The 13340-nt window shown below is 61.5% G+C and carries 11 protein-coding genes; 3 read left to right on the top strand and 8 right to left on the bottom strand.

Features of this window, described 5'->3' with window-relative positions; genetic code table 11:
• Positions 1-320: 320 nt before the first annotated feature.
• Positions 321-1889: an outer membrane protein assembly factor BamB family protein gene (locus EYW47_RS27425; RefSeq protein ID WP_133197977.1), complete on the top strand. Its 1569-nt coding sequence runs from the start codon at positions 321-323 to the stop codon at positions 1887-1889.
• A gap of 349 nt (positions 1890-2238) precedes the next feature.
• On the opposite strand, the gene EYW47_RS27420 is transcribed toward EYW47_RS27425, so the two are convergent.
• Positions 2239-3126 carry a pirin family protein gene (locus EYW47_RS27420; protein WP_133197976.1) on the bottom strand — a complete coding sequence of 296 codons (888 nt, stop codon included), beginning with the start codon at positions 3124-3126 and terminating at the stop codon, positions 2239-2241.
• A gap of 643 nt (positions 3127-3769) precedes the next feature.
• Here EYW47_RS27420 and pyk point away from each other — a divergent pair.
• A complete protein-coding gene (gene pyk, locus EYW47_RS27415) occupies positions 3770-5188 on the top strand; it encodes a pyruvate kinase (RefSeq protein WP_133197975.1) in 1419 nt (472 codons plus the stop codon).
• A gap of 27 nt (positions 5189-5215) precedes the next feature.
• Here the strand turns inward: pyk and EYW47_RS27410 are convergent, their stop codons facing one another.
• From EYW47_RS27410 to EYW47_RS27400, 3 genes are all read right to left on the bottom strand, one after another.
• Positions 5216-6091, bottom strand: a complete 876-nt coding sequence (locus EYW47_RS27410) for a LysR family transcriptional regulator (RefSeq protein ID WP_133197974.1) — start codon at positions 6089-6091, stop codon at positions 5216-5218.
• 52 nt (positions 6092-6143) lie between these two features.
• On the bottom strand, positions 6144-7028 hold the full coding sequence (locus EYW47_RS27405) for a hypothetical protein (RefSeq protein WP_133197973.1): 885 nt from the start codon (positions 7026-7028) through the stop codon (positions 6144-6146).
• A 69-nt stretch (positions 7029-7097) separates the two neighbouring features.
• Positions 7098-7964 (bottom strand): DMT family transporter, encoded by an 867-nt coding sequence (locus EYW47_RS27400; RefSeq protein WP_133197972.1) that lies wholly within the window; start codon positions 7962-7964, stop codon positions 7098-7100.
• Positions 7965-8619: 655 nt separating this feature from the next.
• Between EYW47_RS27400 and EYW47_RS27395 the strand changes: the two genes are divergently transcribed.
• Positions 8620-9921: an aspartate aminotransferase family protein gene (locus tag EYW47_RS27395; RefSeq protein ID WP_133197971.1), complete on the top strand. Its 1302-nt coding sequence runs from the start codon at positions 8620-8622 to the stop codon at positions 9919-9921.
• Positions 9922-10100: 179 nt separating this feature from the next.
• Here EYW47_RS27395 and EYW47_RS27390 read toward each other — a convergent pair whose 3' ends face one another.
• The 4 genes from EYW47_RS27390 to EYW47_RS27375 form a co-directional block, all read right to left on the bottom strand.
• Positions 10101-10469, bottom strand: coding sequence for a DUF2784 domain-containing protein (locus EYW47_RS27390; protein WP_133197970.1), 369 nt, complete (start codon positions 10467-10469; stop codon positions 10101-10103).
• Positions 10470-10502: 33 nt separating this feature from the next.
• On the bottom strand, positions 10503-10898 hold the full coding sequence (locus tag EYW47_RS27385) for a hypothetical protein (RefSeq protein WP_133197969.1): 396 nt from the start codon (positions 10896-10898) through the stop codon (positions 10503-10505).
• A 55-nt stretch (positions 10899-10953) separates the two neighbouring features.
• Positions 10954-11454 (bottom strand): PRC-barrel domain-containing protein, encoded by a 501-nt coding sequence (locus EYW47_RS27380; protein WP_133197968.1) that lies wholly within the window; start codon positions 11452-11454, stop codon positions 10954-10956.
• Between the two features lie 315 nt (positions 11455-11769).
• Positions 11770-13182: a discoidin domain-containing protein gene (locus EYW47_RS27375; RefSeq protein ID WP_133197967.1), complete on the bottom strand. Its 1413-nt coding sequence runs from the start codon at positions 13180-13182 to the stop codon at positions 11770-11772.
• Between the last annotated feature and the right edge of the window lie 158 nt (positions 13183-13340).

Here is a 13340-nt window from a genome sequence, read left to right as displayed (position 1 = left end):
CTTGATGCGCGGGGCCCCCCCATCGCATCAGAGCCGTGTCGCCTACACTGATTACGTGATGCTGATCGCGACGGGTTTGCGTTCCAATTCGGATTAAGTATTTTGCAAATTAATTCTAAATTTCATAAAAGATACTGCACCACGTGGATCCGTCCCGGCTATACCGATCTTCGTCCCGGTTTTTGAAAGCACGATGTACGTCTCGCATCGCTGAATGTTGCTGTCGTTCCCCTCCGCCCCGCTTCGATCGAGCGTTTGCAACGCGGGCCGTTGCTGATCGGCCGGTCATCAATCACAGATCTCTCGGTAAAGGTGATGTCATGAAAAAATGCGACAAACAAAACGCTGGGCTCGTGACCTCATGGTGCCAGCGCACGCCAGCCATGGTCGGAGCGCTCGCACTGTTCGGCATGTTTGCAAGCGGCCCGATTGCGGCCGCGGACTGGGTCTTCGCCGGCCAGGGCGTCGACAACACGCGCACCGCGCCGGACGAGCACACCATCGGTGTCGACAACGTTTCACAGCTCACGCCGCGCTGGACACTGGATACCGACGGCAACGTCTCGGCCACGCCGACTGTAGCCAACGGCACTGTGTACGTGCCGGACTTCGGCGGCTCGCTCTGGGCCGTCGATGCTGCCAGCGGCAAGGTGAAGTGGAAGAAGAAGATTACTGATTACAGCGGAATCGAAAACGATGCTTCGCGCACCAGTCCGGCGTACTGGGAAGACACGCTGATCTTCGGTCAGGGCACACAGATAGCAAACAACCCGACCGGCGCGTTCATACTGGCTGCCAAGGCCGAGGATGGCGCACCACTATGGCGGACCAAGGTGGATTCGGATCCGACCGCGATCATCACCCAATCGCCGATTGTCGATCGCGGCATGGTCTATGTCGGCATCTCGTCGCGTGCGGAAGCGCTCAAGGACAAGCCGACTTACCGCGGCGCCGTGGTTGCCCTCGACGCCAAGACCGGCAAAATGCTGTGGAAGACTTATACGGTACCGAAGGGCTATACCGGCGGCTCGGTGTGGGGCAACACGGCTGCGGTCGATCATGAAACCGGCCTGCTCTACGTGACCACCGGCAACAATTTCTCGGTGCCGCCCGGCCACTGCCGTTATCCGACCCAGAAGAACTGTGAACCCGATACGCCGGCCAACATGATCGACAGCTTCGTCGCGCTTGATCTGAAGACCGGCAAGGTGGTCTGGCATAGCCGCACGTTGGCGGCCGACATGTCGACCAACTACGACCACAACGATGGTCCGGACTACGATTTCGGCGCGGGGCCAAACCTGTTCAAGGCCACCATCGACGGCAAGGAGAGGACGCTAGTGGGCGCGGGCGCAAAAAGCGGCGTGTACTGGGCGCTCGATCCGAAGACCGGTAAGGTGATTTGGCATACCCAGGTGGGTCCGGGCAGCTTGCTGGGCGGTATGCTGTGGGGTACGGCTGCGGACGGCAAGCGTATTTACGTCTCGATCGGCAACCTGGACGGAAAATCGATCGACGTTGACAACGGTCCGAATGGCCAGAAGACCACTAACGGCGGCATCTGGGCGGCGGTCGATGCTGCTACCGGAAAGGTGCTGTGGCGCACGGCCGACCCGCAGGGCAAGATGGACACGGTGGCGATGTCGGCTGCCAATGGCGTGGTCTATGCCGGTTCGCTGGCCGGCACGGGCACGAGCATGTATGCGCTCGATGCGGCTACCGGTGCCATCAAGTGGAGTTATGCGAATAATGGCGCGGTGGTGTCGGGTGCGGCAATTGTCGACGGCTCGGTGTACTGGGGCGCTGGCTACCACACCAAGGTGCTCGGCCTGCCGTACGACGGCACCAGTCACAAGCTCTACGCGTTTGGCCTTACCGCAAAACAGTAAGCGGCGAACAAACCGGTTACGCGCGTGAGCGGTTTGCCCGGCATGTGATGCCCGGTTTAAAACGGTTCAGGAGCGGGTTCAGGAGCGGGTTCAGGAGCGCCGCGGCCAGGATTTCAGGCATCGATCTGACGCATCGAATTCGCGAGAGCCAGTTCGATCTCGCGAAGCCCGGCCTCAAGGATGGCACTGCGCCCGCCGTATGCCATGCTGTCCTGTCCACTCGATAAGGTATCCTGCCCGTAGGAAACGTCTCGACCTGCATACCTGTTTGCACCACGCATGTGGCGCGCAACGACGAGATCGCGCGCGGCGGCTTGCCCAGCCAAACCGCCGCGCGCGCATTGCGCTGTTACTGCACGCCCGGTGCCGCTTCCTTCGCGATCTGCCCAAAGCGGCCGCTATTGAAGTCCAGCACCGCCTTGCGGATCTCTTCAGCCGTGTTCATCACGAACGGGCCATACGCGACCACCGGCTCGTCGATCGGCTCGCCGCCGAGCAGCAGGATCGTCGCGTCGCTGGACGCGTCGATCTGCACGTCGGTGCCCGTGCGCTCGAACAGCACCAGCTCGCCGTCTCCCACCTGCTCACTGCCGTTCACGACGATGCGCCCGCGCAGCACGACGAGCGCAAGCGAGCGTCCTGCCGGGTAGACGAGGCGCGTGTCGTGTCCACCCTTCACGCGCATGTCCCAGACGTCCATGGACGTGAAGGTGAGGGCCGGCCCGGCATGGCCCGCATATTCGCCGGCGATCACGCGCACGGTCCCGGCCTTCCCGGGCAATTCCACAGACGGAATCGTGTCCGCGAGCACCGTCTGATAGCGCGGCGGCGTCATCTTGTCCTTTGCGGGCAGGTTGACCCAAAGCTGCGCCATCTCGAGCGTGCCGCCCGACCTGGCGAAATCGCGCGAGTGAAATTCCTCGTGAATGATGCCCGCGCCCGCGGTCATCCACTGCACGTCGCCCGGGCCGATCTTGCCGCCGCCGCCCGACGAGTCACGGTGTTCGAGTTCGCCCTCATAGACGATCGTCACCGTTTCAAAGCCGCGATGCGGATGCTGGCCGACGCCGCGCTGTTGCGTGGTCGGATCGAATTGCGCGGGGCCCGCGTGGTCGAGCATCAGGAACGGGCTCAGATGGCGGCCCACCGTGTGGTCCGAAAACAGCGTGCGAACCGGGAAACCGTCGCCGACCCAGTGCTGGCTGGGGTTGCTGTACTTGCCGATAATCTTCTTCATGGTGCGAATCCTTGTCTTCCGGCCTGAACGGCCTCGTTTGCATGGATGGAAGATAGGATCGCGGACCGGTTTCCGGTAGAGGGTGCCGGTAAGCCACTGCGTCTCATCAGTGGAACGCTGGATCGGGCGTTCGCGTGGGCGAAGCCGCCTGGTCAGAATGGCGCTCGAAATGCATCTGGCCGCGTCTGGCGAACGGTAGTGCTATTTGCGTGGAATGGCGTGGCCGGAAGTGCGCGCCTGCTGCTTCGTGTGCGCTCTGCTGCCGATCGATATATCCACTTAGTTATGCAGATGTTTTGATCGGCAATTGGCATGGGGCGTCATCATAGAGGATCGTCAGGACGCCTGGAATGCCCCTCGCGGGAAATCAGTATTGCGTGCGAGGGATAAGCCTCTGCAAGCGTTGATCGACAAGCCATTGCCCGTTTCTCGCCCCGCTCCAGGGGTTTTCCAGCGCTATGCGGGCCGGACGGGTTTTTTTACCCTCACCCGCATTCGAGCCTCACGCCCCGCAGCCCGGCGCGCCAGCGCGCCGGAGCAGATCCCAGTGTCTCATGTGTGCAGCCCCACACTGACGAACGTTCATGAGTTTCGCGCGCCCCGCATCGGTGGGGCGCGGCGCAACGTAGTCCGCGGAGAGGAAATGAAGCGAAATCGTAATGCCAAGATCATAGCCACGGTCGGGCCGGCCAGTTCGGACCCTAAGGTCATCCGCGCACTTTTTGAGGCGGGCGTCGACGTCTTCCGGCTGAATTTCAGCCATGGCACGCACGACGATCATAGCCAGCGTCATGCGGAAATCCGCCGTCTGGAGCAGGAATACGGCCGCCCGGTCGGTATTTTGCTCGATCTCCAGGGGCCGAAGCTGCGCCTCGGAACGTTCGAGAACGGCGCCGCGGAACTCGCCGTCGGCGCTCGCTTCCGTCTCGACCTCGATACGACGCCGGGCAGCCAGGCGCGCGCGCCGCTCCCGCATCCCGAGATCTTTCAAGCCATCAAGCCGGGTTCGGAACTGCTGCTCGACGACGGCAAGATCCGTCTGCGCGTGGAAGAGTCGGGCGATAGCTTCGCCGAGACCGTCGTGCTGGCGGGCGGCCGCATTTCCGACCGCAAGGGCGTGAACGTGCCGGGCTCCCATCTGCCGATCTCCCCGCTCACGAAGAAGGACCGCGCGGATCTGGCGTTCGGGCTCGAGCTCGGCGTCGACTGGGTGGCGCTCTCGTTCGTGCAATGCGTGGAGGATATCGAGGAAGCGCGCGCGCTGATCGGCGATCGCGCATGGATCATGGCGAAGCTCGAGAAGCCGCTGGCGATCGATCACCTCGAAGGCATCGTCCAGCGTTGCGACGGCGTGATGGTCGCGCGCGGCGACCTGGGCGTGGAGCTGCCGGCCGAGCAGATTCCCGAGCTGCAGCGCCGGATCATTCGCGAATGCCGCCGCGTCGGCCGCGTGGTGGTGGTGGCGACGCAAATGCTCGAATCGATGACGAATTCGCCGGTGCCCACGCGTGCGGAAACTTCGGACGTCGCCGGCGCGATTTACGAAGGCGCCGACGCGGTGATGCTCTCGGCCGAATCGGCGAGCGGCAAGTTCCCGCTCGAAGCGGTCACCACCATGAACCGCATCATCGAGCGTGTGGAGCGCGACCCGGCTTACCGCGAGCAGATCGACGCCTCGCACACGCGTGCCGATGCGACGGTCGCCGATTCGATCTGCTGCGCGCTCAGGAAGGCCGTGCAACTGATCGAGCCGGCCGTCACCGTCACCTACACGAGCTCGGGCTTCACGAGCTTGCGGGCGGCCCGCGAGCGCGCCTCGTCGCGCATCGTCGCGTTGACGCCTTCGGAGACGGTTGCACGCCGCCTCGCGTTGACCTGGGGCGTTCACGCGGTGCCGCGCGTGGAGGCGTCCAACGTCGACGAGATGATCGGCCTCGCGTGCCGCGCGGCGGTGAGCGAAGGATTCGGCCGTGAAGGCGACCTCGTGGCGATTGCCGCCGGCTTGCCGTTCGGCGAGTCGGGCACGACGAACCTGCTCCAGATCGCAAAGATCACGGGCTGAGCGTCTCGCGCTAGTTCGCAGCGCCCCTCATAGCAGCGGCAGCGTGAGCCGGATGTGCTCGGCAAACGCCGCGGTGAGATGCGAGGGGCGCTTGCGCTCGAACCTCAAGGTAATTCCCACGGCGGGCAGGGGCGGCAGGCCGGGATCGCCGTGCAGGATCGCGAGATCCGCCGGCACCGCCGTCTGCGTCATCACCGCGAAGGCCTGTCCCGAACGCACCAGCGCAGTCAGGCCGGCGAGGCTGCTGCTCGCATAGGCCAGCCGGTAAGCGCGGCCGGCACGTTGCAGCGCTTCGCACGCGGCGATGTGGTCGAGCGTGTCCGGATCGGAGAGCGCGAGCGGCAACGGATCGAAGTGCGACGGATCCAGCCCCGGATAGCCGATCCACACGAGTTGCTCGTGGCGAATGATGTCGTCGTCCGCGCTGTCTCGCAGCTCCGCCCGTGCATCCGGCAACGAAATCATCGCGAGATCCACGGCGCGGTTTTCGAGCTGCTCGATGAGGCGCGGCGTGGGCCCGCAAACCACCTCCACGAGCGCCTGCGGGTGCTGGCGCGAAAACTCGCGCAACAGCGCGGGCAGAAACACGGCGGCATAGTCGTCCGGGCAGCCGAAGCGGATCGTCCCCGTCAAGCCCTTGCCGCAGAGGTCGGCCATGGCCTCGTCGTGCAGCCGCAGCATGCGCTGGGCGTGAATCAACAGGCGCTCGCCAGGATTCGTCAGCACCACGCCGCGGCCAGTGCGCTGGAACAGCGGCTGGTCGACGATGTCTTCCAGCCGCTTCATCTGCTGGCTCAGCGCGGACTGCGTGCGGCCGATCCGGCTAGCCGCGCGGCTGAGCGAGCGCACTTCCGCTATGACCGCAAACGAGCGCAGCAGATCGATTTCGAGGGACTGACTCAAGGTATTCGCCTTTGTTGTTGTTCCTCAGAGCGCGTGCTTCACGCTGATGCAACTACCTCGCCTGGATGCGATTGACCACGTAAGGGGCGTGACCAAATTCAAGGTGCTTTTCGTTCGCGAAGTCGTACATCTTGATTTCTCGACCTTGTTTGAAACTCGGAATGGCCTCGCTGAGGATATTGACGTTATATACGATTGATGCTCGTGCTGTCGGCAACGTAAGATTGAGGACAGCATGGTAGACAGGCTGGATTTCGCCCTCGGAAAGCTGGGTCAGCAGCGAGCCTGCGATTACGAATGCTTGATCTTTTGCTACATCGACGAGACATTCCTTATCGCCCCGGAAAAGGACAAGGCCTGGGGCGTTCGGCTTGATAATCGTGATCAGATGCCCGTCCTCATGCTTATTTTGCAGATATCGGTAGTTGCCAAGGCGCAGGTCTTCGCGATAGTGATTGAATTGGAGATATGAATCATCGCGAGTCCGGATTTCGCGTGCATAGCCGTATCGCCTGCAGATTTCATCGATGATTTTTTGCCCATACGTAGCTACCTGTGCCTCGTAGCTCTCGATTCGCGAGTAGAATTCGCTACGGCTGAACGGATACCGTTCGTGTTCTGCCCTGAAACGATGCCAGTAATTAAATATCTCGCATCGATCCTGATTTTCCTTCCCAATATGTGAGTAGCCAATAGGGAAGTAACCGTCCGTTCGTTCAATGAAGCTGAACTCTTCTTTGTCCCGAAATCCAATGCTTCCGGCAAGCTGTTGGAGGGACTGGAAGTCTTCTTGCATCCCGGGCGAGATCGAGACAATTGCGTATCCACGCGTTACGATTTCGTTCGCCCAGGAATTCCACGGCGCGGTGTTATCGACCTTGTTGTCGATCACGATAAGTCCACTAGATGCATTAAGTTCATCGAAAGTGTCAGGCATAGCATTCTCCACTTACTGAAGGAGGGAAACACACACAGGAAAACGCGCCGTCGTTCAACAGGCCGCCCATCAATGGGGAGCGATTCGAAGGCGCGGGCGAAACTCGGCAATAATCATCGAAATGACGATTAACATTGCGCCTACGAGGTTGACGGAGTTGAGTCGGTCTCCGCCTATGAAGTATCCGAATAGCCCCCCGAACACCGGCTCCAGCACGAGGATTAGCGCGATCCGACTTGGAGAAGATTCGACTTGAGCCTTGGTCTGCACAAAGTACCCGACTGCCGTGCCTCCAATGCCGACGATGACAACCGTCCATATTGGCTGGGGCGTATGGGGAACCGAAAACTCCCTGCACACGACTGACCACGTCAGGGAGAGGAGTCCGACAATGAGAACTTGAACGAACGCCAGCAACTCGACGTCGGCACCTTTGCTTTGTTTGGACAATACGACGATATGCAGGGCGGTAAAGACCGCACAACCGAGGACGAGCAAGTCTCCAATGTGCACCGACAGGTCCTGCACCGTCAGCAGCGCAAGCCCTATTGCGGCAACGATCGCGCTGGCAATTTGTTGTCGATTTGGTCTGATTTGAAGCATCCAGTACGCAAACAATGGAGCAAAGATGACTGCAAGGCCTGTGATGAAGCTGGCATTCGAGGCGGTGGTGAATGCGATACCCACCGTTTGAAGCGCAAACGCAAGAAACAACACAAGTCCCGGCAGAAGACCACGCCGTGCCTCTCGCCAAACAATCTGTCGCCGCCGGCGAAGCAAGACAATGAGCATCACCGTCGCCCCAATCAGGAAACGGCACGCATTGAATGCTGAGGCACTTAGGACCTCAAGTGATTCATGTATTGCCACAAATGACCAGCCCCACAGCACGGTTACCCCAACGAGGGCAGTAGCCCAGAGGTTTTCGGATTTCATGGCCTTAGTGCTCGCTTGCTGGTCGTGTTGTTGCGCATCTTCCTGGGAAATATCGAAAAATTACGCAGGAAGAGAATTTTTTTAACGGAGCCACGCCCGGACGTTGCATGTCAACGTTGGCATGCCGCGGACAGATTGATGCAACAACGCCGTTGAGCCGCCGACGGTATCCATTGTGCTATAGGTGGTATTTTCGAATTCATTATTCGTTATTCGTAATTTCGATAATTTTTTGCCGAATAATATTCGTGGTTCATCGCAGGCTCTCCATGCTTGCAGCGGGATCGCTGCGTAAAAGCCTAATAATCAGATTGAATACAATCAATGCGGCGATGTTAGTTTTGGTTAAATTTCATGATTTGGATTAATTTTTCCTTGATATTTTGTTGGTTGCCTATTCCTCAGGTATGTGCGTTGCTGTTGATGCGGCAGAAACTTCTAATGCGAGCTGCCGCGAGTTGTAGGTCTTCGAGCAGTCATAAGAAGTAGTGGCAACAATATTTCAAAATACTTTCAGTAAGTATTAGCGCTTCTGCTAGCTCGCATTAAAACTATTCGATTCTATAAAACCAGAGGCGCGCCTACACTGCAAGGCATTCCCGCCACGCACCCGCATGGGCCCCGCATGTGCCCACCAACCACGAGGAGAAACATCGTGTCCCGCAACGACGACGCAACGTTTTGGCGCAACGCCAGGCAGCACCTCATCCGTTACGGCGGCACGTTCGAGCCGATGATCATCGAGCGCGCCAAGGGCAGCTTTGTCTACGACGCGGATGGCCGCGCGATCCTCGATTTCACCTCGGGACAGATGAGCGCGGTGCTGGGGCACAGCCACCCTGAAATCGTCGCGGTCATCAACGAGTACGCCGGCAAGCTCGATCACCTCTTCAGCGGCATGCTCTCGCGGCCCGTGGTCGATCTCGCGACGCGTCTGGCCGAAGTCACGCCCGAGGGGCTCGACCGCGCGCTTTTGCTCAGTACCGGTGCGGAGTCCAACGAGGCCGCCATCCGCATGGCGAAGCTGGTCACGGGCAAGTATGAAATCGTCGGCTTCGCGCAGTCGTGGCACGGCATGACGGGCGGCGCGGCGTCCGCGACCTATAGCGCGGGCCGCAAGGGCGTCGGGCCCGCCGCGGTCGGTTCGTTCGCGATACCGGCGCCATTCGCATACCGGCCGCGCTTCGAGCGCAACGGCCATTACGACGCCCTTGCGGAGCTGGACTACGCCTTTGACCTCATCGATCGCCAGTCGAGCGGCAATCTCGCGGCCTTCATCGCCGAGCCGATCCTGAGCTCCGGCGGCATCATCGAGTTGCCCGAAGGCTATATGGCCGCGCTCAAGCGCAAGTGCGAAGAGCGCGGCATGCTGCTGATTCTGGACGAGGCGCAGACCGGCGTGGGGCGCACCGGCACGATGTTCGCCTGCGAGCGCGACGGCGTGACGCCAGACATTCTCACGCTCTCGAAGACGCTGGGCGCGGGGCTGCCACTCGCGGCCATGATGACATCAGCGGAGATCGAAGAGCGCGCGCACGAGCTGGGCTACCTGTTCTACACGACGCACGTGTCCGATCCGCTGCCGGCCGCCGTCGGCCTGCGGGTGCTCGATGTGGTCGAGCGCGAGGGGCTGGTGGCGCGCGCGAATGCGATGGGCGAGCGGCTGCGCCGTGGCCTGCTGGATCTGATGGAGCGCTTCGAGTGCATCGGCGACGTGCGCGGACGCGGGCTGCTGCTCGGCATGGAGATCGTCAAGGACCGCCGCACCAAGGAACCCGCCGATGGGCTGGGCGCGAAGATCACGCGCGAGTGCATGAACCTCGGGCTCAGCATGAACATCGTGCAGTTGCCCGGCATGGGCGGCGTGTTCCGGATCGCGCCGCCGTTGACCGTGAGTGAAGAGGAGATCGAACTGGGTCTCTCGCTGCTGGGCCAGGCGATCGAGCGCGCGCTGTAATCGTGCGGCACGGGTACGGCCAGTTATCGCTGGATGCGCTTTCGACGCCGGCTATTCGCTGGCGATGTCCGAGCGCTCGGGTTGGACATTGGTCGGTCTATTGCTGGCGCCGTAGCCATTGGCGGTGCGGGACAGGTATCTCTGGCAAGCGCGTGCACGCGCCGTCTGTGATACATCGATCACAAGCGCGGAGGAATGCGAAACCACGTGATCGCCACGACGAGCAGAAACACCACATACGCGGTCGCGAACACCCAGCCCGGCAAGTCGTAGTAGAGCCAATAGCTCACCCAGCGCTGGATAAAGCCTTGCGGACTCGCGCTGCCGGTACGCAGCCAGTCTTCGAGCACCGTGAGCGGGCACGGGATGTCGAGAACGGCAAGCAGCGCGACCGCGCCAATGGCTGCGAGATGGACGATGCGCAGCACGCGATTGCGCACCCAGCCGTGCTTGAGCCATGCGCCCAGCCAGAGCGCGACCAGCCCGCCGACGATGAAGAGCACCAGCAGCGCGTGCAGCACGAGAACCGTATTCGCCAGCCAGTTCACGACCCGTTATCCCGATCGCTTGCCGTCATGCGCTCATTCGATGCTCGGGAAGTAATTGTCTTTGTCGGCACGGAATATCGCTTCGTCGAGCACCACGTCGAACGAGCAGGCGCCGCCGGGCTGGGCGGGATCCCGGCTTTCTTCGAAGCGCGCACGCACGCACTGTTGGATGCGCTGCTGGATAGTGCGCCTTTGCGCGGTGCCGAGACCCGCATAGCCTTCGAGTTGCGCGCGTGTCGCGTGGATCGTGGCCGCACAGCGCGCATCGAGCGTGGAGTCGCGGTGCGAATCCACCACCCAGGACATGTGCGCGATGATCGCGTCGCCTTCTTCAAGGAGGCTTACATTGGACGTTTTCGGCGAATCGAAAAGACGGGCCAGTGCAATCTGGATCTCCTCGAGCCGTTGCGCGAAATCGAATGTCTTCATGGTCGCTCCATTGGCGTGCGGGGTTGCCGCCAGCGCGCCGCACGCCTCGTGTGCGTCATCGCTTGACGCCGCCGGCCTCGGGGGGATCAGGCGGGTTGGGCGGCGCATCCTTGCCGGCAGTCTCGGGCGCGTCTTGTTCCCAATGCGCGCGCGTGCCGTAGTACTCGTGCAGCGTGGTGGCCCAGCCGATATCGGCCATGGCGGGCCAGTGGCTCTTGTCGAAGCCGGGCGCATGCCTGATTTTTTCGGCGCTCACGTTCAGCACGAAGCATTTGTGCGTCGTATCGAGCGTGAGTGCGGGCCAGGGCAGCGCCAGCAGCTTGTCGCCGATACCGAGAAAGCCGCCGCACGACATGACGGCATAGACGATACGCCCGGTCTCGACTTCCAGCATGATCTCCTTGATTTTGCCGACTTCTTCGTCATCCGAACTGAAGACGCTGTCGCCCTCGAGCGTGCTCGCGCCCATGATGTACGGTCCAGGGCCGGCTGCGGTCGCGCTGCCTTTGCCGACGATATGTGCGCCGATATGCGGAGAACCGGGATTCGTAGGCATGGTGAGCTCCTCAAAGAGACGACGAATGGCCATGAAACGCCCGGGCTGGCGTGGCAGGGCAACGTCGGCGGGCTGCTTTCCATTCAAGCGTAGTCGATCTCCGCAGACACGTGGGTAGCCGCATCGCGCGTTCCCCGGCTACGCTGGCCCGCGAGCGCATTCTCGTCGATGCCGCCATGCGGGCATGCCTTATGCTAACGATGCATCGCTAGCACGGCAGAACTGCCAATGACTTGGCAGCTGCCGACCCGATGCATACGACCGCAACGCAATCCATCGTCGAAACCGATTTCCCGGCATCGGGAAATTAGCCGCTTACGATCCCCACACCTGCATTTCGTCGAGCGAGTAGCCCCACTGCGTCGCGCGCTTCGTGCCGTACATCCGCACATAGCGCCCTTTGCCATTGAGATTTGGCAGCGTGACGTGGCCATACGAGACGCCGTTGCTGGTCGAGTAGAGCGTTGTCCAGTTGACGTTGTCGTTCGACGTCTGGATTTGATAGACGCTCGCGCCCGCATCCCAGTACAGATCGATGCTGCTGATGTTCTTCACGGCCCCGAGATCCACGGAAATCCATTGCGGATCGACGCCAGCGCCTTCGGGTGAGTCCCAGCGCGTGGTGGTGGTGTTGCCGTCGAATGCCTTGTCGGGCGTGAGCGACGCGTTATAGCTCGCCGAAGCGGCGGCGGGATGGCCTTGCGAGAGCAGCCCGACCTGGTTGGCGGCAGGCCCGCCGTAGTAGCTCGACCCGAGCTTGGCTTTCGTGGTGTCGGCGTTCACGCCGAACTGCGTCAGGCTCCAGCGCTGGCCCGTGGTCACGTCGCCCAGGTAGAGCTGATAGCCGCCCGCCGTCGTCGACGAGAAAAACAGGTAGTTCGTGCCGTTCACCGGGCCCGGGTCGGAGTTGTTGCTGATGCAGTCGTTGAGCGACAACTGGTTCGGCGTCGAGGCCGGGTCCGCCGTCTTTTCATAGATCTGGTCGAGCGCGCTCGCGTCTTTCCAGCGCGCGTAGAACACGTTGCCGTCCGCACGCACGATCGGATAGTAGGTTTCCAGCGAGGCCGGGTGATCGAATACGGCCGTGACGCCAGTCGCGATCGTGCGCTTCATCAGGCCCATGTTCGCGCCCGTGCCGCTGGCGTAGTAGACGGCGCTTTCGTCAGGCGAAAGATAGGGCATCGAGTACTCGCCGCCGGACGGCGCGCTCGCGAGACCCACGACCGACGTGAAGACCGGGCCCGCGCTCGTGTACGAGAGCGTGGCTTGCATGACGCTGCCGTTCTGCTTGAACACGATCGTCTTGCCGTCCGGGCTGAATTTCGGGTCTTCGTTGCGCGTGGCGCCCGTGCTGTTCGTCATGTTGACCGGCGCGTTATTGGTGCCGAGCTGATACATGAACACGTTCCACGCGTTGTTGGTCACGCCCATGAAGGTGATCCACTTGCCGTCGGGGCTGAACACGGCGTTCATGGGGTCCTTGATGCCCCACGAGGCCTTGCTCAGTTGCGTGAGCGTGTGCGCCGAAAAGTCGTAGAGAAAGATCTGGCTCGTGCCGTCTCCGTAGCTCACATAGCTGTGGTAAACGAGCTTGCCCGTAAGGGTGGCGGGAAACGAGGCGTCGGACTGAGCCGCGGGATTGCTGATGCAAGTCGCGCTGGCGACACCCGCACACAGATTGAGGGCGATGCCGGCCATCATGCCGGCAACGAGGTTCTTCATCTTCATGATCAGTTATCCTTATCAAATGGAGCTGGTGGATACGCAAGGTATCCTGATACTTTTCTTCGCGGGCGACGCTCCGCAACGCATCGCGTGCCGGGCGCGGTTATCTCTGCCGCATGTGCCGGCCTTGCGCGGTGAGCCTGGAAAAAGCCCGCGAGGGT

This window comes from Paraburkholderia silviterrae (genome assembly GCF_004353915.1).
Lineage (GTDB): Bacteria > Pseudomonadota > Gammaproteobacteria > Burkholderiales > Burkholderiaceae > Paraburkholderia > Paraburkholderia silviterrae.
Note: the sequence above shows the minus strand (reverse complement) of the source record. Positions and strands in the feature narration are given on the sequence as shown.

Bases quoted from the DNA above. Each gene is read 5' to 3' on its own strand.
- EYW47_RS27425 (WP_133197977.1), top strand. From the start codon at position 321: ATGAAAAAATGCGACAAACAAAACGCTGGGCTCGTGACCTCATGGTGC.
- EYW47_RS27420 (WP_133197976.1), bottom strand. From the start codon at position 3,126: ATGAAGAAGATTATCGGCAAGTACAGCAACCCCAGCCAGCACTGGGTC.
- pyk (WP_133197975.1), top strand. From the start codon at position 3,770: ATGAAGCGAAATCGTAATGCCAAGATCATAGCCACGGTCGGGCCGGCC.
- EYW47_RS27405 (WP_133197973.1), bottom strand. From the start codon at position 7,028: ATGCCTGACACTTTCGATGAACTTAATGCATCTAGTGGACTTATCGTG.
- EYW47_RS27400 (WP_133197972.1), bottom strand. From the start codon at position 7,964: ATGAAATCCGAAAACCTCTGGGCTACTGCCCTCGTTGGGGTAACCGTG.
- EYW47_RS27385 (WP_133197969.1), bottom strand. From the start codon at position 10,898: ATGAAGACATTCGATTTCGCGCAACGGCTCGAGGAGATCCAGATTGCA.
- EYW47_RS27380 (WP_133197968.1), bottom strand. From the start codon at position 11,454: ATGCCTACGAATCCCGGTTCTCCGCATATCGGCGCACATATCGTCGGC.
- EYW47_RS27375 (WP_133197967.1), bottom strand. From the start codon at position 13,182: ATGAAGATGAAGAACCTCGTTGCCGGCATGATGGCCGGCATCGCCCTC.